Raw genomic sequence first — 23,276 nt, forward strand, 5'->3', positions numbered from 1 at the left:
GGCGGTACACGGGGAGTGGCGCTGAAGACGCGGGGCAGAGGGTCCACACAACATGAAATCTGACAGGATCGACCAGCCCAAGGGCTTCGTCGACAGCAACTGGAGGGCGGCCGCCGGGACCGGGCGCGGCCGCGTGTCGCCGTGGCTGGCGGTGGTCGTAGTGCTGGCCGTCGCCGGGTTGGGCTGGTTTGCGTGGCGCACGTGGCTGGCGCCGAAGCCCGCGCCCAAGCCGCCCGCGGCCGCCGTCGTGTCTACCGCGCCGGTGCAGCAGGGCGACGTGCCGCTGCAGGTCTCGGCCAACGGCAATGTCACGGCGCTGTCCACGGTGGAGGTGCGGCCGCAGGTGTCCAGCACCGTGCGCACCGTCCATATCAAGGAAGGCCAGACCGTCAAGCCGGGCGACCTGCTGTTCTCGCTCGATACCCGCATGGACGAGGCCAACCTGGCCAAGGCGCAGGCGCAGCTGCTGCGCGACCAGGCCGACCTGGCCGATGCGCGCCGCGCGCTGGCGCGCAGCCAGGAGCTGCTGCAGCGCAATTTCATTTCGAAGAGCGCGGTCGATACCGCGCAGGCGCGGGCCGACGGCCTGGCCGCCACCGTGCGCGCCGACCAGGCCGCGATCGAGGCCAGCCGCGTGGCGGTGAGCTATGGCGCCATCCGCGCCACCATCAGCGGCCGCACCGGCGTGATCAACGCCTTCCCGGGCTCGCTGGTACTGCCCAACAGCACCCAGCCGATGGTCACCATCGCCCAGGTGCAGCCGATCGCCGTCACCTTCAGCCTGCCCGAACGCCAGCTGGCCGCGCTGCGCGGGGCGCTGCGCGCCGGCCCGGTGCAAGTCACCGCGCAGCCCAACGACGGCAACCCGGCGCCGGTGACCGGCCGCATCAGCTTCGTCGACAACACCGTCGATCCCCAGTACGGCACCATCCGCGTCAAGGCGCAGTTCGACAATGAAGAACAGCGGCTGTGGCCGGGCACCTATGCCACCGTCAGCGCCGTGGTGCAGACCCTGAAAAACGCGCTGTCGGTGCCGCCGCAGGCAGTGGTGACCGGCCCCGAGGGGCGTTTCGTCTATGTGGTGCAACCCGACAGCAAGGTGGCGCGCGTGCCGGTGCGGGTGGTGACGACTACCGCCGCCGCGGCCGTGGTCGAGGGCGTGCAGCCCGGCGCCCGCGTGGTGGTGGAAGGCACGCAGAACCTGCGCCCCGGCGCGCTGGTGCGCGAGGCCGCGGCCCGCGGCGCCTCGGCCGCCGACGCTGCCCGCCCTGCCAGCGCGGGGCACTGAGCCATGACGCTCTCCGAACTCTGCATCCGCCGTCCGGTGATGACGGTGCTGCTGTGCCTGGCGGTGGTGGTCACCGGCATCGTGCTGTATCCGACCATTCCCATTGCGGCGCTGCCCAGCTTCAACTCGCCGGTGATCCAGGTCACCGCCACCCTGCCCGGCGCCAGCCCCGAGACCATGGCCGCGTCGGTGGCCACGCAGCTGGAGAAACAGTTCGCGACGATTCCGGGCGTGTCGGTGATCAGCTCGTCGAACACGCTCGGCAACTCCAGCATCACCATCGAGTTCAACAGCGACCGCGATATCGACGATGCGGCCGTCGACGTGCAAGCGGCGCTGTTCCGCGCGCAGCGTTCGCTGCCGATCGAGATGACGACGCCGCCGTCGTACCGCAAGGTCAACCCGGCCGACGCGCCGGTGCTGCTGCTGGCGATCAACTCGCCGGCAATGAGCCTGGCCGACCTGAACGCCTTCGGCGACAACCTGATCTCGCCGACGCTGGCAACGCTGCCGGGCGTGGCGCAGGTGCAGATCTTCGGGCAGAAGCGCTTTGCGGTGCGCGTGCGCGCGCACCCGGACGCGCTCGCTGCGCGCGGCCTGACGCTGGATGAACTGGCCACCGCGCTGAACCGCGCCAACGCCAACACGCCGGTGGGCACGCTCGACAGCGCGCGCCAGACCCTGACGATCCAGGCCAACCGGCAGCTGACCAGTGCCGACGCCTTCCGCAATATCATCGTCGCCAGCCAGCCCAACGGCGCGCTGGTGCGGCTGTCCGACGTGGCCGAGGTCGAGGACAGCGTCGAAACCATCAAGACCGGCAGCTGGCTCAACAACGAGCGCTCGATCGTGCTGGCGGTGCTGCGCCAGCCCGACGCCAATACCGTCGCCGTGGTCGACGCCATCCATGCCGCCCTGCCCCGCCTGATCCAGCAGATGCCGGGCTCGATCAACGTGTCGGTGGTCAACGACCGCTCGCGCTCGATCCGCGAATCGATCCACGACGTGCAGTTCACGCTGGCGCTGACGGTGGCGCTGGTGGTGATGGTGATCTTCCTGTTCCTGCGCCGCGCCGCGGCCACGCTGATCCCGACGGTGTCGCTGCCGATCTCGCTGATCGGCACGGTGGCCTTGATGAAAGCGTTCGGCTACAGCCTGGACAACGTCTCGCTGCTGGCGATCACGCTCGCGGTGGGGCTGGTGGTCGACGACGCCATCGTCATGCTCGAGAACATCGTGCGCCATATCGAGGAAGGCGTGCCGCCGCTGAAGGCGGCGCTGGTGGGCTCGCGCGAGATGGGCTTCACCATCCTGTCGATCTCGATCTCGCTGGTGGCAGTGTTTATCCCGATCTTCTTCATGCCGGGCGTGATCGGGCTGCTGTTCCACGAATTCGCCGCGGTGGTGTCGCTGTCGATCCTGGTGTCGGCGCTGGTGTCGCTGACGCTGATCCCGATGCTGTGCGCGCGCTTCCTGTCGGCCGAGAACGTGCCGGTGGACGAGTCGCACCACGCCTATGGCGACCACCCGCCGGGCCAGCCGGCCAAGCCCGCGGTGGCGCAGAAGCAGACCCTGGGCATGCGCTCGACGCAGTGGTTCGAGAACCTGTTCGAGTTCACGCTGCACCGCTATGCGCGCGGGCTGGACTGGTGCCTGGCGCACCGGCGCACCGTGCTGGTGGCGGCGGGCCTGACCTTCGTGCTGACCGCGGTGCTGTTCGTCGCCATTCCCAAGGGCTTCTTCCCGGAAGAGGATATCGGCCAGATCCGCGTCAACGCCGAAGGGCCGCAGGATATTTCGTTCGATGCCATGTCAGAGCGGTTGCGCGACGCGGCCGAGCGCATGCGCGCCAACCCGGCGGTCAAGAGCATCGTGGTGGCCATCGGCGGCGGCCCGTCGCCGGCCATCAACACCGGGCGCATGTTCGTCGAACTGAAGCCGCGCGGCGAGCGCGCCGCCATGCCCAAGGTGATCGAGTCACTGCGGCGCGACGTTGCCGGCGTGCCGGGCCTGGCGGTGTACTTCGCGCCGGTGCAGAACCTGCAGCTGGGCGGGCGCCAGAGCAAGAGCCGCTACCAGTACACGCTGCAGAGCGTGAAGGCCGGGCAGCTGCAGGATTACTCCGACCAGCTGATGGCGAAGATGCGCGCCGACAGCCTGTTCCGCGACGTCACCAGCGACTCGCAGCAGTCCGGCCTCGAAGCCCACCTGACCATCGACCGCGACAAGGCCAATGCGCTGGGCGTGCAGATGCAGGACGTGCGCACCGCGCTGTATTCGGCCTTCGGCGAGCGCCAGGTGTCGACCATCTACACGCCGATCGACAACTACTACGTGATCCTGCAGGCGGCCGATGTCGACCGCACCGACGAAAGCGCGTTCTCCAAGCTCTATGTGCGCAGCAAGACCGGGCAGATGGTGCCGGTGTCGGCCTTCGCCACCACCGAGCGCCGGGTCGGCCCGATCGCGGTCAACCACCAGGGCCAGCTGCCGTCGGTGACGGTGTCGTTCAACCTGGCCCCGGGCGCGGCGCTGGGCGACGCCTCGGCGCGCATCGACCGCTACAAGCAGGAGATCGCGATGCCGACCTCGATCTTCACCAGCTGGGGCGGCGACGCGGCGGTGTTCCAGTCGTCGCAGGCGACACAGATCGTGCTGCTGGTGGCGGCGATCGCGGTGATCTACACGCTGCTGGGGGTGCTGTACGAGAGCTACATCCACCCGCTCACCATCCTGGCGGGCCTGCCGTCCGCGGCGGTGGGGGCGTTGCTGACGCTCTTTATCTTCAACGTCGAGCTGTCGCTGATCGCGGTGATCGGCGTGCTGATGCTGATCGGCATCGTCAAGAAGAACGCGATCATGATGATCGACTTCGCGCTGGCGGCGCAGCGCGAACAGGGCATGACGCCGGCCCGGGCGATCCGGCAGGCGTGCCTGCTGCGCTTCCGGCCGATCATGATGACCACCTTCGCCGCGGTGATGGGCGCGCTGCCGCTGGCGCTGGGCCTGGGCGCCGGCGCCGAGCTGCGCCAGCCGCTGGGCCTGGCGGTGGTCGGCGGGCTGCTGTTCTCGCAGGTGATCACGCTGTTCATCACGCCGGTGATCTACCTGGCGCTGGACAAGTTCTCCGGCACCGGGCCGCTGCAGATCGACGCGGAAGGCAACAAGCTGCCGGAGAAGGTGTCCGCGGAGGCGGTGCGGCAGCACTGACGCCTTCCGTCGCCTGCCGGTTTGCTCCCCTCTCCCGCGAAGTGGGAGAGGGGCAGGGGGTGAGGGTAGGCGCTGGCATACCGACGTCCTGAACTTCGTCGGTACTCCGGCCCTCACCCCCACCCCTCTCCCACTTCGCGGGCGAGGGGAGCGTCCACCCAGGACGGCAGCATTCTCCAGCCCCTTGCCTGTTCCCACTTCCACCAGACCCTAGCGAATATGTGGCATCCCAGCCACATTCCCAGCGGCGTTGATCTAAGCCCTTTACCTATCAGACTTAAATGATAATAATTCTCGTTAACTAAAACGGCGTCACCCGCGGCTAGCCTGCCGGGCAGCGCCTCCACGCGAGCCAGCCACCCTTTACGGTTTTCCGCCAGCCAGCGTTCGATTTCTTTGGGGAGAATCCATGAAACGTCGCTGCCTGGCGCACCTGCGCGCCACCGTCCGGGTCACGCCAGTTGCCGCCGTCTGCGCGGCGCTGGGCGCGCCAGCCATTGCCGCGGACGGCGCTGGCAACACCACTACGCTGGCTGCACTGAATGAGGTGGTGGTCACCGCCACCCGCACCGAAGAACGCGCCGATGCGGTGGCGTCCACCATCACCACGCGCGATGCGCGCCAGATCCAGCGCGCACAGCCGGTCGACGAAGCCGGGCTGTTCGCCGACGAGCCGGACATCGACGTGCCGCGCGACCGCCGCCGCTTTGGCGCCGGCAGCATCAATATCCGCGGCATCGAGGACAACCGCGTGCTGCAGATGGTCGACGGCGTAAGGCTGCCGGATTTCTTCAACGGCGGCGGTCCGTCGAACATCTCGAGCTCGACCCGCGATGCGCCGGAGTTCTCGTTCCTGAAGCGGGTCGAAGTGCTGCGCGGGCCGGCGTCGAGCCTGTATGGCTCCGACGCGATCGGCGGCGTGGTGGCATACGCGACCAAGGATCCGTCGGACCTGATGCAGGGCCGCAAGGTCGGCGGCGAGCTGGGGCTGAACTGGAACGGCATCGACAATGGCTTCGGCCAGAGCGCCGGCGTGGCCGGCGGCAGCGACACCCTGCAGGGCCTGTTCATGTATGCGAACCGCAACGCGCATGAAATGAAGAACATGGGCAGCGACGATTCCAACTCGGTCAACCGCACCCGGCCCAACCCGCAGGACGTGCGCACGCAGGCCTGGCTCGGCAAGATCGTGCTCAACGCCAGCCCGGCGCACCAGTTCAGGTTTACCTACGAGCATCGCGACGGCAACACCGACACTGACCTGCTGCGCTTGTCCACGGCCTTGCCGCGCGTCACCGCCGCCAATGGCAATGAAGACCTGAGCCGCGACCGCGTCAGCCTGGACTACACGTGGAAGCCGGCCAGCGGCGTGCTCGACCGCCTGGCCGCGCAGGTCTACTACCAGGAGTCCGAGACCACCACGCTGACCAGCCAGGTGCGCAGCAACACCAGCACCGGCTGCTCGGCCACCACGCGCGGCACCAGCCTGTGCAACGTCTCGCTGGGCTTTGCCTTCAAGCAGGAGCAGACCGGCTTCAACCTGCAGGGCGACAAGTCGTTTGCCACCGGCGGCGTCGAGCACCGGCTGATCGGCGGCGTCGATTTCCTGCGCGTGCGCTCGTCGGAAGCGCGCGACGGCACGGTGCGCAACCTGACCACCGGCACCACCACCAAGTCGCTGGCCGGCGAGAATTTCCCGATCCACGACTTCCCTACCGGCGAGACGCGCCAGACCGGCCTGTTCGCGCAGGACGAGATGCGCTTTTTCGATGGCCGCTTTACGCTGACGCCCGGCCTGCGCTTCGACCATTACTCGCTGTCGCCCGATGGCGATGACTTGGTCTACAACAATGCCGGCGGCCGCCCGGCGGTCAGCAAGAGCGATTCGCACTTGTCGCCCAAGCTGTCGGCGCTGTGGCAGGCGAGCGACCGCGTCAACCTGTGGGCGCAGTACGTATTCGGCTACCGCGCGCCGAACTACCAGGAAGTCAACGGCAGCTTCCGCAATCCGGTGCAGGGCTATGGCGCCGCGCCCAATGCGAACCTGGATCCGGAGAAAAGCCGCTCGTTCGAGGTCGGTGCGCGCTATACCAGCGACAACGTGCAGACCAGCGTGGCGCTGTTCGACAACCGCTACCGCGACTTTATCGAACAGGTGCAGCTGGCCTGCCCGTCCGACCCCGCGTGCCTGCCCGGCCTGCGCGCGACCTACCAGTACCGCAACCAGACCAGCGTGCGCATCTATGGTGCCGAGTGGCGCGGGGTGTGGCGCTTCCTGCCGCAATGGCGCGTCGATGGCGCGGTGGCGTACGCGCATGGCAACAACGAGCAGACCGGCCAGCCGCTCAACAGTGTGTCGCCGCTGCGCGCCAGCGCCGGGCTGACGTGGGAGCGCGTGCAGGGACAGGGCGCCGCGATCCGCTGGCGCGGCGCGCGTCCGGTGACGCGCACCGACGATTCGTCGTTCACCTACTTCAAGCCCGCCGGCTACGGCGTGGTCGACCTGCAGGCGTGGTGGCGCTTCAATCGCTACGTCAGCCTGGCGCTGTCGGTCAACAACCTGTTCGACAAGAAGTACTGGCTGTGGGGCGACGTGCGCCAGACCGGCGTATCGGCCTCCGAGCCCGGCGTGGACTTCTACACGCAGCCGGGCCGCACCTTCGCCGCCAGCCTGAAGCTGTCGTTCTGAGCGGCAGCAAGGAGCTTCGCATGTCCCCACAAAACATGACCGGCCGCTGGCTCTGGGCGCTGCTGTGCCTGCTGGTATGGATGGGCGCGATATGGATAGGCGCGGCGCAGGCGGCAACGCCGCGCATCGCCATCCTGACCAGCTCGCCGGTGCCGGCGGGCAAGTTCGGCCCGCTGCGCGAACTGGCGCAGGCCCAGGGCATGACGCTGGAAGCGCAGTACCTGGAGCGCATGCCGGCGCAGGAGGTCGCACCGTTTATCCACAACGCCGACCTGCTGATCGTCGATGCGCCGCGCGACCATATCGTCAGCGCAATGCTGCAGCGCCTCGGCCCGTTGTGGAGCGAGGCGCGCGTGCCGCGCGTGCTGATCGCCACCGACCGTTATCAAGCGCATGGCGTCGACGACAAGCTCGCGGCCCGGCTGCATGCGTACTACGTCAACGGCGGCCGCGGCAACTTCGGCGCCATGATGCGCACGATCGCGGCACAGCAGTTCCGCTTGCGTGCCGATGCCACCATTCCCGCGCCGGTGGTGTTCCCCAAGGCCGCCTACTACCATCCCCGGCTCGCCGGCGTGATCACCACCTCGCCGCTGGAAGCGCTGGCCGCCTCCGGCAGCAGCGGCCCGGTGATCGGCATCGCCATCCACCAGGCCTATGTGTCGGGCCTCGACAGCGCCTTTATCGACGACCTGATCGCGCGGCTGGAAGCCCGCCACGCGCGCGTGCTGGCGTTCTACGGTCCGGTGATGGATGCCGACGGCATTACGCGCATGGCCATGCCCGGCGGCAAACGGCTGGTCGACGTGCTGGTCAACGGCCAGATCATGCTGAACCCGCACGGGCGCAAGGCCGAGTTCGAGCAGCTCGACGTGCCGGTGCTGCAGGTCATGCCCTACCGCAAGGGCGACGCGCAGGCGTGGCAGGACGACCTGCACGGCATCAGCCTGACCGATACGCCGTTCTACCTGGTGCAGCCCGAGCTGGCCGGCGTGATCGATCCCATCCTGGCCGCCGCCACGGCCAAGGGCGACGGCGCCATCGTCGGCCTGCCGGCGCAGCTCGATGCGGTGGCGGACAAGGCGCTGGCGCTGGCGCGGCTGCGCCACCTGCCCAACGCCGACAAGCGCGTGGCGATCCTGTACTACAACTATCCCGCCGGCGAGAAGAACCTGTCGGCGTCGTTCCTGAACCTGCCCAAGAGCCTCGCCAGCACGCTGGCGGCGCTGCGCGCGGCGGGCTACACCACCGAGGCCGCCGACGAAGCGCGGCTGCAGCGCGACCTGGGCGCGTTGCTGGCGCCGTTCTATCGCAGCGGCAGGCTGGAACCGCTGCTCGATGCCGGCCTCGCGGTGTGGATGCCGATGTCGCAATACCGCCGCTGGTACGACGCGCAGCCCGCGCCGTTCCGCGCTGCCGTGGCGCAGCGCTGGGGCAATCCGGAGCAATCGGCGATGGCGACCACGCGCCGCGGCGAAGCCGGCTTCGTGATCCCGCGGCTGCAGCTCGGCAACGTGGCGCTGATGCCGGTGCCGCCGCGCGGCGAGCGCAACGAGTCGGACGAGAAGGCGCTGTACCACTCCACCTCGACGCCGCTGAACCACTTCTACATGGCCGCCTACCTGTGGGCGCGCCAGGAGCGCGAGGCGCTGGTGCACTACGGCACCCACGGCACGCAGGAATGGACGCCGGGCAAGGAGCGCGGCCTGTCGGTCACCGACCAGCCCTACCTGGTGCTGGGCAATGTGCCGGTGATCTATCCGTATATCGTCGACGACGTCGGCGAAGCGATCCAGGCCAAGCGCCGCGGCCGCGCCGTGATCGTTAGCCACCAGACGCCGCCGTTCCGGCCGGCCGGGCTGCATACCGACCTGGTAGCGCTGCACGACCAGTTGCATGCGTACCTGCAGCAGGACGAAGGCGCGGTGAAGGACACCATCCGCCAGCAGATCCTGTCGCGCAGCGCGTCGATGCATCTGTTCGAGGACATGGGCTGGAGCGCGGCGCGGGCGCGCGCGGATTTCAGCGGCTATCTCGATGCGCTGCATATCCACCTGCACGAACTCGGCGGCGCGCTGCAGCCCTATGGCCTGCACACGTTCGGGCAATCGCAGGACGAAGGGCTGCGGCTTTATACGACCATGGCGATGCTCGGCAAGGACTGGCTCAGGCGCGTGTTCCCCGACGAGCCGGAAGAGCTGTTCGCGGTCGACTATGCGCAGCTGGCGCAGACACCGCCCTATGCGATGGTGCGGCGCTATGTGGCCGAGGGCGCCTCGCTGGACGAGCTGCGCGATGCGCGCCAGCGCGAAGACATGCAGCGCGCGCGGCAGCTCTATGCCAGCCTCGATGCAAGGCCCGAGAACGCGGGGCTGCTGACCGCGCTGGCCGGCCGCCACCTGCACTCGGGCACCGGCGGCGACCCGGTGCGCAACCCCGACACGCTGCCGACCGGACGCAACCTGTACGGCTTCGATCCCTCCAAGGTCCCCAGCCGCGAAGCCTGGAAGGCGGGCCAGGCCGCCGCCGAGGCGATGATCGCGGACTGGCGCAAGCGCCATGGCCGTTACCCCGACAAGCTGGCGTTCTCGCTGTGGAGCGTCGAGACCATGCGCCACCAGGGCATGCTCGAAGCGCAGGCGATGGCGGCGCTGGGGGTGCGGCCGAAGTGGGACGACGGCGGCCGCGTGGTCGGGGTCGAGCCGATTGCTGCCGCGGAACTTGGCCGACCGCGCGTCGACGTGGTGCTGTCGGCCACCGGTCTGTATCGCGACCACTTCCCCAACCTGATGAAGTGGCTGGCCGAGGCGGTAAAGCTCGCCGCCGCGCAACCGGAAGCCGGCAACGTCGTCGCCGCGAATACCCGCGCAGTCCGTGAGCGGCTAAGCAAGCTGAATGTCCCCGCCGAGCGGCTCGACGCGCTCGCGGTGACCCGCATCTTCGCCAGCGAATCGGGCAACTACGGCACCGGCCTGAACGATGCCGCGATGGCCACCGACACCTTCGGCAGCGGCCGCCAGGCCGATGCCAGGCTGGCGCAGCTGTATCTCGCGCGCATGCAGTACGCCTACGGCCCGGACGAGCAGCACTGGGGCGAGGCGCTGCCGCAGGTCAACCTGTATGCCGAGAACCTCAAGGGCGTCGATGGCGCGCTGCTGGCGCGCAGCTCCAACCTGTACGGCATGCTGACCACCGATGATCCGTTCCAGTATCTCGGCGGCATCGGCCTGGCGGTGCGGCACCTGACCGGCAAGGCGCCGGAGCTGCTGATCTCCAACCTGCGCGATGCCAGCCAGGCGCGCACCGAGACCGCCGCCGGCTTCCTCGCCAGCGAACTGCGCACGCGCTACTTCCATCCCGGCTGGATCGAGGGCATGAAGGCCGAGGGCTACAGCGGCGCGCTGAACGTGCTCGACACCGTCAACAATTTCTGGGGCTGGACCGCGGTCTCGCCAGAAATCGTGCGCGACGACCAGTGGACCGAGTTTGCCGAGGTCTATGTCAACGACAAGCACCAGCTCGGCCTGAACCAATGGTTCGAGAAGCACGCCCCGCAGGCCCAGGCGCAGGTGATCGAACGCATGCTCGAGGCCGCGCGCAAGGGCTACTGGAAGGCCGACAGCAAGCTGCTGCGGACGCTGGCGCAGCGCTATGAAGACCTGGCGCAACGGCACGATATCGTCAGCAACAACCGCGCGTTCAACCAGTATCGCGAGCAGCAGGCCCGCGCCGCCGCGCCGGGCTATGGCTTGCAGCCGCCCGCCGCGGCACCGCGCAAGGCGGCGGCACCGACGCCGCGGCAGGCTGCCGCCGCGGCACCCGCGCCCGAGCCCCCTGCCGCGCCCGCGCCGAACCCGCCCCAGCCGGTGCAAGGCATGGAGCTGGTGGAGCGCAAGCCGCCCGCGGCCGAGATCGTGCCGGTGCTGTCGTGGCTGGCCGGCGGCATTGCGCTGGCGGCGGCGATCGCGGGCGGCGCGCTCAGTGCGCGGCGGCGCCGGGTCGATGCCCGCGCCGGCTGGCTGCCGGAACGGCGCTGAGGCAAACGCAGATATCCATCGCATTCAACGAGACCAGACATGACACCCACCCTGCTCGAAACCCTGATGTACGACGTCGGCCAGCTGTTCCTGATACCGACGCTGGCGCTGATCGCGCTGCTGTTCCTGTACGCCTTCTGGGCGCTTGGCGAATTCGCCATGCAGGCCTGGCTGCGCGCGCGCCACCCGATCGCCAGCGGGCGCGGCTATGTGCTGGTGGCGTGGGCGCGCAAGCACCAGGTGGCCGATGCCGACGCGCTCGACGTCGCCGCGCACCGGCTGCTGGAGCGGCCCCGCATCGCCACGCGCGTGGCGCCGATGCTGGGGCTGGTGGCGACCATGATCCCGATGGGGCCGGCGCTGAAGGGGCTGTCGGGTGGCAACCTGGCCAATGTGGGCGAGAATCTCACCATCGCCTTCTCCGCGGTGATCCTGGCGCTGATCGCGGCCAGCATCACCTTCTGGGTGGTCAACGTGCGCCGGCGCTGGCTGGCCGAGGAGCTGGTGTGGCTGGGGCAGTCGCGGCCGCAATGGGAGGTGGACGCATGAAGTTCCTGGAAGAGAGCGAGGCCGACGATCCGATCCTGTCGGTGGTGAACCTGATCGACGTGTTCCTGGTGGTGATCGCCGCGCTGCTGGTGGCGATCGCGCAGAACCCGGCCAACCCGTTCACCCATGATGACGTGACTATCATCAAGAATCCCGGCAAGCCGAACATGGAGATCGTGTCGCGCCAGGGCGAGAAGGTGGTGCGCTACCAGGCCAGCGGGCAGGTTGGCAGCGGCGACGGCATCAAGGCCGGGGTGGCGTACCGGATGCAGGACGGATCGATGGTGTACGTGCCGGAACAGCCTGCGCCGCAGGCGTCGGTGCCGACTACTGAAACCAGATAAGGGAAACCGCGTGATCTCATTCCGCTTGTGCGCGGCCGCCATGCTGGCCGCTGTCGCTGTGCTGGCCGCCGGCTGTGCTGCGCGGGGGCCGGCGCCGTCCACGGTCAGCGCCGCCTTCGCCGGCAAGCCCTACGTGTTGCTGGGCGAGGTGCACGACAACGCCGCCGGCCAGCGGCAGCGGCTCGACGCGCTGACGCGCGCGCTCGAGCAAGGCTGGCGCCCGGCCATCGCCATGGAGCAGTTCGACCGCGAGCGCCAGGCCGATATCGACCGGGCCCGGCGCGAGCGCCCGCGCGATGCCGACTACCTGATCGCGCAGGCCGGCGGCGGCGCCTGGCAGTGGCCGCTGTACCAGCCCGTGGTGGCGCTGGCGCTGCAATACGATCTGCCGCTGGTCGCCGCCAACCTGTCGCGCGCCGACGCGGGCAAGATCGTGCGCGGCGGGCTGGACGGGCTGTTTTCCGCTGAGGAGCGGCACCGGCTTGGCCTGACCGGCGCCCTGCCGCCGGACCTGGTGGCGGCGCAGACCGCGGTGCTCGACCGCGGGCACTGCGGCAATTTCCCCAAGGCGATGCTGCCCGGCATGCTGGCGGCACAGGCCGCGCGCGACGCGGTGATGGCGCAGGCGTTGCGGCCGCATGCCGCGCGCGGCGCGGTGCTGATCGCGGGAAACGGGCATGTGCGGCGCGATGTGGGGGTGCCGCGCTGGCTTGCGGGCGAGGCCGGCAAGGTGATCAGCGTGGGCTATGTGGAAAGCGCGCCGGCCGATGGCGAGTTCGACCTGGCAGTGGTGGTGCCGGCGGTCGAGCGCAAGGATCCGTGCCTGCAGGCGAAGCCGGCGGGGTGAGGTGGTGAGTTCAGGACCGGTTGCCATGGACGCGCCTGCCCTCTCCCCCGCCCCTCTCCCGCAAGCGGGAGAGGGGAGCAAACCGGCGGTATGTGAAAGCGTTCGAGCCGGCTGCATCCCTGCGCCTGCGCCCCCTTCTTCCGCAAGCGGGAGAGGGGAGCAAACCGGCGGCGTGCGGAGCGTGTGAGCTTGCTGAGAACGCTCGCAAGCGCTCCCCTCTCCCGCGCGCGGGAGAGGGGTTGGGGGAGAGGGCCGGCGCCGCCACGAAGTCGCGCCGTCCGCATACCCGCCCCACCATCCACGTAAACCCCAACCCCAACGCCCCCGATTTGACAGCCTTTTGACAGTTTCCCCCGCCTAGAATCCGCCCCAAGACCAGCAGTTCCGGTCTGACGTTCACCAAATCCAAGAACAGTCCCGGCCAGCCCTTGCCGCGCCGGACAGGAGACCAGCCCGGTGCCGCGCCGCTGCGCACGCCCCCAGGCCCCAATCCCGTCCCGCAACGCCGAGGCCACCGGAACCCCCGGGTCGGATCGCGGCAGCCAACGCAGGCAAGCGATCACCGGCATTACCAAGGAGACCGCCATGCGCCGTACCTATTTCCGCTTCGCCCATGCCGTGATGGCATCGGCCACCCTTGCCGCCGCTGCCGTGGCCGCGCCTGCCTTCGCGATGGACAACGTCAAGGTCATGATCGGCGCCAACCCCGGCGGCGGCTTCGACCAGACCGGCCGCTCGCTGGGCGCGGCGATGATCGCCGCGGGCCAGGCCAAGGCCGCTTCGTACGACAACAAGGGCGGCGCCGGCGGCACCATCGCGCTGACCCAGTTCGTCAACACCGACAAGGGCAACCCCAATGCGCTGATGGTGGTGGGCGCGGTGATGGTCGGCGCGATCGAGACCAACAAGCCGCCGGTCACGCTGAAGAACGCCACCCCGATCGCGCGCCTGTTCGCCGACACCATGGTCATCACCGTGCCGGCCAGCTCGCCGATCAAGTCGATCAAGGACCTGACCACGCAACTCAAGGCCAACCCGGGCAGCGTCAGCTGGGGCGGCGGCTCCAAGGGCTCGATCGACCATATCCTGGCCGGCCTGGTCGCCAAGGAAAGCGGCGTCGATCCGAAGAAGGTCAACTACGTGCCGTTCCAGGGCGGCGGCGAAGCGTCGGCCTCGATCATGGGCGGGCACGTGACGGTGGGCATCGCCGGCGTGTCGGAATTCCTGCCCTTCATCAAGAGCGGCAAGATGCGCGCGCTGGCGGTCACGTCCAAGGACCGTGTCGCCGATATCCCGACGCTGAAGGAGCAAGGCCTCAACGTCGAGATCTATAACTGGCGCGGCGTATACGGCGCCCCGGGCACCACGCCGGAGCAGCGCAAGGCCATGATCGACGCCGTGGTCAAGGCCACCGAAAGCAAGGCCTGGAAGGACACGCTGCAGAAGAACGACTGGACCCCGTTCCTGCTGACCGGCGACGAGTTCGGCAAGTTCGTCGACAGCGAATCGGCCCGCCTGGGCGCCACGCTGCGCGAACTGGGCGTGGCCAAGTAACACTGTGGGCGTGCGGGGCCGCAGTGCCCTGCAATACCGCCTTGATGGCTTAACGCATTAACGCATCCCTCTCGCTTTACCTGTCGTGCCTGCCGACGCCGCCGGTGATCCCGGTGGCCGGAAACACGGCGCGGGGCCCGGTGTCCACCTGCGATACCGAAGACAACAACATCTGTCACTGGGCCCCGCCGCCGCGCGGGCAGCATCCGCCGGCGTCGCGCATGCCAGCCTCCGCGGCTGGCGACCAAGGCCCAAGGAGTCTCCATGAAACCCTCGCACCTCGCCATCGGCATCGCCGTGCTGGCGATCTCGCTGTTCTTCTTCCTCGGGCTGTCCGGCATCTCCGGCGACGAGGGCTACGCCGGCCTGTCGCCGCGCTTCGTGCCCACGCTGGTGGCGGTGGGCCTGGCGGTGTGCGGCGCGCTGCTGACCTGGCAGGGCGTGCGCGGCGGTTTCCGCAACATGCCGGAAGAGGATGCCGAGCTGCCCAACGCGCCGCACAACTTCGGCGGTTTCGTCTGGGTCGCCGCGGGCCTGGTGCTGAACATGGCGCTGATCGGCACGCTCGGCTTCGTGCTGGCGTCGACGCTGCTGATGGTCTGCGTGGCGCGCGGCTACGGCAGCCGCCGCGTCGTGCGCGACGCGATCATCGGGCTGTGCATCACGGTGCCGATGTGGGCGCTGTTCGAGTTCCTGCTCGGCATCAACCTGCCGCTGCTGCCCATCGCCGGCTTCTGAGCCCGCCCGTCCCGCAAGGAGTCTTCGCATGGATACCCTGAACCAGCTGATGCACGGCTTTGCCGTCGCGATCACGCCGATCAACCTGATGTGGGCCCTGGTGGGCTGCTTCCTCGGCACCGCCATCGGCGTGCTGCCGGGCATCGGCCCCGCGCTGACGGTGGCGATGCTGCTGCCGCTGACCGCCAAGGTCGAGCCCACCGCGGCGCTGATCATGTTTGCCGGCATCTACTACGGCGCGATGTACGGCGGCTCGACCACCTCGATCCTGATGAACACGCCGGGCGAGTCTTCCACCATGGTCACCGCCATGGAAGGCAACCTGATGGCCAAGAACGGCCGCGCCGGCCCGGCGCTGGCGACCGCGGCGATCGGCTCGTTCGTGGCCGGCACCATCGCCACCGTGATGCTGTCGCTGTTCGCGCCGGTGGCGGCCGACGTGGCGCTGCAGTTCGGCCCGGGCGAGTACTTCATGATCATGCTGCTGGCCTTCACCACGGTCTCGGCGGTGCTGGGCTCGTCGCTGCTGCGTGGCATGACCGCGCTGTTCCTGGGCCTGGGCATCGGCCTGATCGGCATGGACTCGCTGTCGGGCCAGACGCGTTATTCGATGAACGTGCAGGAGCTGTACGACGGCATCGACATCGTGGTGGTCGCGGTGGGCCTGTTCGCGGTGGGCGAGGCGCTGTTCAACGCGTTCTTTCCGCAGCCGCCCAGCACCTACAACAAGCTCAGCTCGACCCACATGAACCGGTCGGACTGGAAGCGTTCGCTGCCGGCGTGGATCCGCGGCACCTTCATCGGCTTTCCGTTCGGGCTGATCCCCGCGGGCGGCGCCGAGATCCCGACCTTCCTGTCCTATGCTACCGAGAAAAAGCTGTCGGACCACAAGGAAGAGTTCGGCAAGGTCGGCGCGATCGAAGGCGTGGCTGGCCCCGAGGCCGCCAACAACTCGGCCGTGACGGCGACGCTGGCGCCGCTGCTGACGCTGGGCATCCCCACCTCCAACACCACCGCGATCCTGCTGGCGGCGTTCCAGAACTACAACCTGCAGCCGGGCCCGATGCTGTTCCAGACCTCGGGCGACCTGGTGTGGGGACTGCTGGCGTCGCTGTATATCGGCAACGTGATGCTGCTGGTGCTGAACCTGCCGGCGATCGGGCTATGGGTGCGCATGCTGCGCGTGCCGACGCCGCTGCTGTACGGCGGCATCCTGATCTTCGCGGGGCTGGGCGCGTACGGCATCCGCCAGTCGTGGTTCGACCTGCTGCTGCTGTTCGTGGTGGGGCTGCTCGGCATGGTGATGCGCCGCTTCGACTTCCCCACCGCGCCGGTGATCGTCGGCATGATCCTCGGGCCGATGGCGGAGAAGCAGCTGCGCAATGCGCTGTCGATCGGCCAGGGCGACTGGAGCCTGTTCCTCAAGCAGCCGATTTCGGCCTCGATCCTGGCGCTGACCGTGGCGGTGGTGGTGATCCCGCGCCTGCTGCGCTGGCACGCCGGGCGCGGCACCGCGCATGCGCAGGCAGACAACGCCGCGTGATTGGCGTTAGCATGCGATAGTCTCTCCGGAGGCCCGGCGCCATGGCGTCGGGCCTCTTTGCTTCCCTTCGTCACAACAACAAGCGCCGACGCTCCCGTGCCAGGCCGCTGACCGATGCCGCTTGCCGCCAACCGCTGGCTGTCCGCGCTGCCCACGCTGGCGCTCGGGCTGGCCGCCGCCCTGCTCTGCACCCTGCTGCAAACGCCGCTGCCGTGGATGATCGGCCCGCTGCTGGCCGTCGCCGCCGCGCGCATGTGGGGCGCCGACCTGCGCGCGCCGGCGCAGGCGCGCAATGCCGGCCAATGGGTCATCGGCGCCTCGCTGGGGCTGTATTTCACGCCGGACGTGGTGGCGCGGCTGGTGGAGTACTTGCCGTACATCGTGGCCGGCTCGCTGTTCGCGCTGGCACTGGGCGCCGGCGGCGCGCTGCTGCTGCGGCGGACCACCGGCGTCGCTTTCAAGACCGCATTCTTCTCCACCGCCATCGGCGGCGCGTCGGAGATGGCCAACCTGGCCGAGCGCAACGGCGCGCGCATCGACCAGGTCGCGGCCGCGCATTCGCTGCGGGTGCTGATGGTGGTGGTGACGGTGCCGGCGATCTTCCAGTACGGCGGCATCCACGGGCTCGACCCGTATATCCCGGGTCCGCGCGTGGTCAGCGCGCCCGGGCTGCTGGCGCTGGTGGCGATTACGCTGGGCGTGGCGCTGCTGGTGAAGCGGCTGAACATGCCCAACCCGTTCGTGATCGGCACGCTGCTGGCGGCGGCGGTGCTGACCGCCTGCGGCATCGAGCTGTCGGCCATCCCAACCTGGATGAGCCGGGCCGGCCAGCTGCTGATCGGGGTGTCGCTGGGGGTGCGCTTCTCGCGCGAGTTCCTGCATACCGCGCCGCGCTTCCTGTCCGGGGTGGCGCTGTACACCGTGCTGGCGCTGGTAGTGTCGGCGCTGTTCGGCTGGGGGCTGTCGGCGCTGTCGGGCGCGCATCCGGCCACGGTGATCCTGGGCACCACCCCGGGCGGCATCGCCGAGATGTGCATCACCGCCAAGGTGCTCGAGGTCGGGGTGCCGCTGGTGACCGCCTTCCACGTGATCCGGATGGCGTTCGTGGTGCTGGCCACCGGGCCCCTGTATCATTGCCTCAAACATCGCGTCGCGCCGGAGGAGACGGAATAGCGGTCCGCCACAGGGGACCGCCATGGTGCGGCCACACAGAACCAGGAGCACCATGCCCGAAGCCCTGACCCTTGCCGACATCGACGCCACGCTCGAGCGCGTGCTGGCGCCGTGGGTACGCCAGCTCGGCCTGCGCGCCGAAGCCGTCGATGCCCAGGGCGTGACCCTGCGCCTGCCGTTCAGCGAATCGTTCCGCCATGCGGGCGGCGTGGTCTGCGGCCAGGTGCTGATGTCCGCCGCCGATACCGCCATGATCGTCGCCGTGGCCAGCGCGCTGGGCGCGTTCCGGCCGATGACCACGGTGTCGCTGACCACCAACTTCATGCGCCCGGTGATCGACGGCGACGTGCTGGTGCGCGCCAACGTGCTGCGCCTCGGCAAGACCGTGGTGTTCGGCGAGATCGAGCTGACCGGCACCGACGGCAAGCTGGCGGTGCAGGCCACCACCACCTACGCCCTGCTCTGACGCGCTCCGGCTCTCCCATGCATTGCGCTGACGCCAATCCCTTCGACCAGGTCGTCTTTGCCGGCGGCGGCAACCGCTGCTGGTGGCAGGCGGGCTGGTGGGACACGGTGGCGCCGGAACTGCAGCTGCGCCCGCGCGTGATCGCCGCGATCTCCGCCGGCGCGGCCACCGCCTGCATGGTCTATGCGCACGACTCGCACCAGACCATGGACTACTACCGCGCGGTGCTGGCCAGCAACCGGCGCAACGCCTACTGGGGCAACCTGCTGCGCAACGAGCGCGTGTTCCCGCACTACGGCATCTACCGCACCGCGCTGCTGACCATCTTTGCCGACGGGCGCCTGGCGCACCTGCAGCAGGCGCCCGAGATCCGCATCGGCGTGGCGCACATCCCGCGCTGGAGCGGCCCGCGCCTGGCGGTGGCCGCCGGGCTGCTGGCCTACAACATCGACAAGCACGTGCTCAAGACGCTGCACCCGCGGCTGGGGCGCAAGCTGGGGTTCCGGCCCGAGTTCGTGCGCGCGCAGGACTGCGCCTCGCCCGAGCAGCTGGCCGACCTGCTGCTGCAGTCGGCGTCGACGCCACCGTTTACGCCCGTGCTGCGCCGCGACGGCCGCCCGGTGCTGGACGGCGGGCTGGTCGACAACGTCCCGGTCGACGCGCTCGATGCCGCGCCCGGCAATGTGCTGGTGCTGGTCACGCGGCTGTACCCGCGCCCGCGCCGCTTCGTGCTGGAGCAAGGCGGCCAGCGCCGCCTGTACCTGCAGCCTTCGCAGCGCGTGCCGATCTCGAGCTGGGACTACACCCGGCCCGAGGCCATGACGCACGCCTATGAACTGGGCCGCCGCGACGGGGAAACTTTCCTGCGCGAATGGCCGTCGATCCTGAATACCGAACTGCGGCCCGCTGCCTAGTTTCCGTGTTGCCGGCGCTGGCCTGATGATTGTCGATGCGGCCCGCGTGCCGCGACAGGAGGCATGGATGACCAAACGCCAGACACCGCTTTCCATAGTGCAGGGAACCAGCGCGCCGCGGCGTGCCCGCGAGGTCAGCGCGGCGCCGCCGGTGCAGCAGGTGCCGCGCGCGCGCAGCGGCCGCAGCCGGCGCAACGACAAGGCGCGCACGGCCGACCTGGTGGTGATCGGCGGCGGCTCCGCGGGCGTGGCCTGCGCGCGGCGCGCGGCGGCGCACGGGGCGCGCGTGATCCTGGTCGAGCGCGACGCCATCGGCGGCACCTGCGTCAACCGCGGCTGCGTGCCCAAGAAGATGCTGTCCTACGGCGCGTCGTGGTCGGCGATCCTGTCGGGCTGCCTGTCGCACACCGGCGGGCACGAGGACTGGCGCGACGCCATCGTGCGCGTCAACGCCGAGGTCGCGCGGCTGAACGTGGGCTACACCCAGCGCCTGACCGATTCGGGCGTGGAAGTCCTGCACGGCGAGGCCCGGGTCACCGGCCCGGAGGAAGTCTGCGTCGGCGACGAGACCATCCATGCGCGCCGCATCCTGATCGCCACCGGGGCCCGGCCGCGCACGCTCGACGTGCCCGGCGGCGACCTGGCCGCGAGCTCCGACGACGTCTTCACCTGGCAGAGCCTGCCGGCGTCGGTTGCCGTCATCGGCGGCGGCTATATCGGCGTGGAACAGGCGTCGATCCTGTCGCGCTACGGCGTCAAGGTCGACCTGATCGTCGCCGGCGAACGGCTGCTGCCGCATTTCGACCATGACATCGCCGCCGCGCTGGCCGACACGCTCAACGCGCGCGGCGTGCGCCTGCACCTGAACGCGCGCGTGCACCTGCTGAGCCAGGCCAACGGCGCGGTCGAGGTCTGCTACCAGCCCACCAACGACCCCAGCCGCGCCGGCCAGACCGAGTCGGTGCGCGCGCAGGCCGCGCTGGCGGCGATCGGGCGCGTTTCCAATGTGCAGGGCCTGGGGCTGGAAGCGCTGGGCGTGGCCTTCGGCGAGCGCGGCGGCATCCGCGTCGACCGCCAGTTCCGCAGCAGCGTGCGCAGCGTCTACGCGCTGGGCGATGCCATCGACGGCCTGCACCTGACCCCGGTGGCTACCGCGCAGGGCCGCTGGCTGGCCGACCGGCTGTTCGGGCGGCGCGGCGAACGCGCGGATTTCGACTTCGTGCCCACCGCGGTGTTCTGCGAGCCGGCCATCGGCGCGGTGGGACTGACCGAAGCCCAGGCCATCGAGGCCGCCGGCAAGCCCGAGCGCATCCGCACCGTGATCAAGCGCTTTGTCTCGCTGGAGCATCGCTTTGCCGGGACGCCGCATCAGTCGGTGTTCAAGCTGGTGCTGAACGCGCGCAGCGGGCGCGTGCTGGGGGCGCACCTGATGGATAACGCGGCGCCCGAGATCGTGCAGACGCTGGCGGTGGCGTTAAGGCTGGGAGTGCGGGAGTCGCATCTGCAGACGACGGTGCAGGTGCATCCGACGGTGGCGGAGGAGTTGTTCGGGTAGTTGATGGCGGAGAAGCCGGCTTGCTGCCGGTTTGCTCCCCTCTCCCGCCTGCGGGAGAGGGGCAGGGGGTGAGGGCCGGCGCTGGCATACCAACAGGCATCACTTCGTCGACGCGCCCGCCCTCACCCCAACCCTCTCCCGCAAGCGGGAGAGGGAGACCACAATTGGTGGCAATGCGTTATTCGCCGACCGGCAGTTTCAGGACCGCCCGCACGCCGGTGCCCTGCGCACCCTCTCCCAACACCACCGTCCCCCCGAACCGCGCCGCCATCTCCCGCGAAATCGCCAGCCCCAGCCCCGAGCCCGGCTCCGCATTTCCCACCCGCCGGTAGAACCGCGCGAACACCTTCTCGCGTTCCTCGGCCGGAATGCCCGGACCATCGTCCTCGACCACCAGGCAGGCGTGATCGCCTGACCGCGTTGCCGACAGCGTGATGCGGCTGCCGCGCGGCGAATACTGGATCGCGTTGTGGACCAGGTTGGCCAGCGCCTCGCGCAGCAGCGCGGGGTCGGCGCGCACCGGCAGCGCCAGCCCCGGCACCGGCTCCCAGCCGAAGTCCTGCTGCTTGCCGCGCGCCAGCGGCAGGTAGTCCAGCGCCACCTGCTCGGCCACGGTGACGGCATCGATGATGTCGATGCCTTCGCCGGCTTCGCCAGGCTGCGCGGCGTCGGCGCGGTGCTGGCGTACCCGCGCCAGCGCCAGCAGCTGGTTGGTCAGCCGCGCGGCCTGTTCCAGCTGCGTGACGATGCCGCCCACGGCTTCGCCGGCGGCGGCGCGGGCGGCTTCGGGGTCGGGCGCGTTGAGTTGGCGCTGGGCGTATTCGGCCTGGGTCTTGAGGATGGCCAGGGGGGTGCGCAGCTGGTGCGCGGCATCGGCGATGAACTGTGCCTGCGACTGCGCCATCGCGGCCGAGCGCGACACGTGCAGGTTGACCGCGTCGACCAGCGGCCGCACCTCGGCGGGCACGCGCTCGAACGCAAGCGGGGTCAGGTCTTCGGGCGAGCGCGCCTCGACGTCGTCGCGCACGCGCGCCAGCGGGCGCAGCACATAGGTGACGCCGCCCACCAGGATGGCGGCGCTCAGCACGATCAGCAGCAGGTCGCGCGCCAGCGCGCTGCGCCACACCGAGCCGATCAGCGCGCTGCGCGGCTCGGCGGTCTCGGCCACCTGGATGATCACGCGCATGCGCGCGTCGGGCCGGTACACCGGCCGCGCCATCGCGGCAATGCGCACCGCCTCGCCCAGGTATTCGGCGTCGTAGAAGCGCGGCTGGTTGTTGACCAGCGGGCCGCGCGGCAGCGGCAGGTCGCTGTAGCCGGTCACGGTCTCGACCTGGCCGGCGCGCTCGGTCGAGACCCGGTAGAACACATGGGTCTGCGCCGCGGTCTCGAAGATCTCCATGGCGGCGTCGGGCAGGGTCAGCTGGACGTTGTCGCCGGCCATGCCGATGGCGTTGTCGATGGCGCGGATCGAGCCGTAGAGCGAGCGGTCGTAGGCGGTGTTGGCGGCGTCGCGCAGGGTGCCGTAGGTAAGCCAGGTGTCGAGCGCCATCATCGCCGCCAGCGCCGGCAGCAGCAGCAACAGCAATTGCCGGCGCAGGCTGCCGCGGCGCCACAGCAGCACCGGGTGCCGCATCTCAGCCCCTCGCCTCCGGCTCCAGCAGGTAGCCGAAGCCGCGCAGCGTGACGATGGTGACGCCATGCCCGGCCAGCTTCTTGCGCAGCCGGTAGACCAGTACCTCGATCGCATCGGGCGAGACATCGGCGTCGAGCGAGAACACCTTGTCGAGCAGCTGCGCCTTGGTCAGGGGCTGGCCGCTGCGCGCCAGCAGCGCGCCCAGCAGCGTCGATTCGCGCGGCGTCAGCGCCAGCGGCGCGCCGTCCAGCGTGAAGCTGCGGGTCTCGCCGTCGAACACCAGCGTGCCGCACTGCAGGCGCGGATGCGCGCGCCCGCGGCTGCGGCGGATCAGCGCCAGCAGCCGGGCTTCGAGCTCGGCGATGGCAAAGGGCTTGGGCAGGTAGTCGTCGGCGCCCAGGTTGAGGCCGCGCACGCGTTCGTCGAGGGTGTCCTGCGCGGTCAGGATCAGCACCGGGGTGCGGTCATCGCGCCCGCGCATGGACTTGAGCACGGCCAGCCCGTCCTTGCCGGGCAGCCGCAGGTCGAGCAGCACGGCGTCGTATTCCTCGGCCTGCAGGCGCGCCTCGGCCTGCAGGCCGTCGGCAACGTGCTCGATCACAAAGCCGCCCTGCTCCAGCGCGCGGGCGACCCAGCGCGCCAGTTCGACTTCATCCTCCACCAGCAGGATGCGCATGCCGGTCTCCTTCTGTGCCGGTTGGTTCTATGTTAGTTGCGGCGCGCACACGCGGGG

General features: G+C 69.7%; 16 protein-coding genes. 14 read left to right on the top strand and 2 right to left on the bottom strand.

Annotated elements, in window-relative coordinates:
- The first annotated feature begins 52 nt into the window (after positions 1 to 52).
- From LIN44_RS16380 to LIN44_RS16445, 14 genes are all read left to right on the top strand, one after another.
- Positions 53 to 1,288: an efflux RND transporter periplasmic adaptor subunit gene (locus tag LIN44_RS16380; RefSeq protein ID WP_227312966.1), complete on the top strand. Its 1,236-nt coding sequence runs from the start codon at positions 53 to 55 to the stop codon at positions 1,286 to 1,288.
- 3 nt (positions 1,289 to 1,291) lie between these two features.
- Complete coding sequence (locus LIN44_RS16385; RefSeq protein WP_227312967.1) at positions 1,292 to 4,498, top strand: efflux RND transporter permease subunit; 3,207 nt, start codon at positions 1,292 to 1,294, stop codon at positions 4,496 to 4,498.
- 409 nt (positions 4,499 to 4,907) lie between these two features.
- Entirely contained in the window at positions 4,908 to 7,187 is a 2,280-nt protein-coding gene (locus tag LIN44_RS16390; RefSeq protein WP_227312968.1) for a TonB-dependent hemoglobin/transferrin/lactoferrin family receptor, read from the top strand.
- A gap of 20 nt (positions 7,188 to 7,207) precedes the next feature.
- The gene (cobN, locus tag LIN44_RS16395; protein WP_227312969.1) at positions 7,208 to 11,224 is read left to right on the top strand and encodes a cobaltochelatase subunit CobN; all 4,017 of its coding nucleotides are present in this window, start codon (positions 7,208 to 7,210) and stop codon (positions 11,222 to 11,224) included.
- A 39-nt stretch (positions 11,225 to 11,263) separates the two neighbouring features.
- The gene (locus tag LIN44_RS16400) at positions 11,264 to 11,773 is read left to right on the top strand and encodes a MotA/TolQ/ExbB proton channel family protein (protein WP_227312970.1); all 510 of its coding nucleotides are present in this window, start codon (positions 11,264 to 11,266) and stop codon (positions 11,771 to 11,773) included.
- A complete protein-coding gene (locus tag LIN44_RS16405) occupies positions 11,770 to 12,117 on the top strand; it encodes a DUF2149 domain-containing protein (RefSeq protein ID WP_092315451.1) in 348 nt (115 codons plus the stop codon). Before LIN44_RS16400 ends, LIN44_RS16405 begins: the two co-directional genes overlap by 4 nt.
- A 40-nt stretch (positions 12,118 to 12,157) precedes the next feature.
- A complete protein-coding gene (locus tag LIN44_RS16410; RefSeq protein WP_227314420.1) occupies positions 12,158 to 12,964 on the top strand; it encodes a ChaN family lipoprotein in 807 nt (268 codons plus the stop codon).
- Between the two features lie 585 nt (positions 12,965 to 13,549).
- Positions 13,550 to 14,518 (top strand): tripartite tricarboxylate transporter substrate binding protein, encoded by a 969-nt coding sequence (locus LIN44_RS16415; RefSeq protein ID WP_227312971.1) that lies wholly within the window; start codon positions 13,550 to 13,552, stop codon positions 14,516 to 14,518.
- Positions 14,519 to 14,782: 264 nt separating this feature from the next.
- Positions 14,783 to 15,256 carry a tripartite tricarboxylate transporter TctB family protein gene (locus LIN44_RS16420; protein ID WP_227312972.1) on the top strand — a complete coding sequence of 158 codons (474 nt, stop codon included), beginning with the start codon at positions 14,783 to 14,785 and terminating at the stop codon, positions 15,254 to 15,256.
- 28 nt (positions 15,257 to 15,284) lie between these two features.
- Entirely contained in the window at positions 15,285 to 16,799 is a 1,515-nt protein-coding gene (locus tag LIN44_RS16425; protein ID WP_183284855.1) for a tripartite tricarboxylate transporter permease, read from the top strand.
- Positions 16,800 to 16,913: 114 nt separating this feature from the next.
- Complete coding sequence (locus LIN44_RS16430; protein WP_227312973.1) at positions 16,914 to 17,972, top strand: AbrB family transcriptional regulator; 1,059 nt, start codon at positions 16,914 to 16,916, stop codon at positions 17,970 to 17,972.
- Between the two features lie 52 nt (positions 17,973 to 18,024).
- Positions 18,025 to 18,438, top strand: a complete 414-nt coding sequence (locus tag LIN44_RS16435; RefSeq protein WP_092315439.1) for a PaaI family thioesterase — start codon at positions 18,025 to 18,027, stop codon at positions 18,436 to 18,438.
- A gap of 17 nt (positions 18,439 to 18,455) precedes the next feature.
- Complete coding sequence (locus LIN44_RS16440) at positions 18,456 to 19,352, top strand: patatin-like phospholipase family protein (RefSeq protein WP_227312974.1); 897 nt, start codon at positions 18,456 to 18,458, stop codon at positions 19,350 to 19,352.
- Positions 19,353 to 19,419: 67 nt separating this feature from the next.
- Positions 19,420 to 20,907, top strand: coding sequence for an NAD(P)/FAD-dependent oxidoreductase (locus LIN44_RS16445; RefSeq protein WP_227312975.1), 1,488 nt, complete (start codon positions 19,420 to 19,422; stop codon positions 20,905 to 20,907).
- A 178-nt stretch (positions 20,908 to 21,085) separates the two neighbouring features.
- On the opposite strand, the gene LIN44_RS16450 is transcribed toward LIN44_RS16445, so the two are convergent.
- Together LIN44_RS16450 and LIN44_RS16455 are read right to left on the bottom strand one after the other, a co-directional pair.
- Positions 21,086 to 22,543, bottom strand: coding sequence for a sensor histidine kinase (locus LIN44_RS16450; RefSeq protein WP_227312976.1), 1,458 nt, complete (start codon positions 22,541 to 22,543; stop codon positions 21,086 to 21,088).
- A 1-nt stretch (position 22,544) separates the two neighbouring features.
- Entirely contained in the window at positions 22,545 to 23,219 is a 675-nt protein-coding gene (locus tag LIN44_RS16455; protein WP_115663486.1) for a response regulator, read from the bottom strand.
- Positions 23,220 to 23,276: the final 57 nt, after the last annotated feature.

Source organism: Cupriavidus sp. MP-37, from assembly GCF_020618415.1.
In the GTDB taxonomy this organism is placed as follows: Bacteria; Pseudomonadota; Gammaproteobacteria; order Burkholderiales; family Burkholderiaceae; genus Cupriavidus.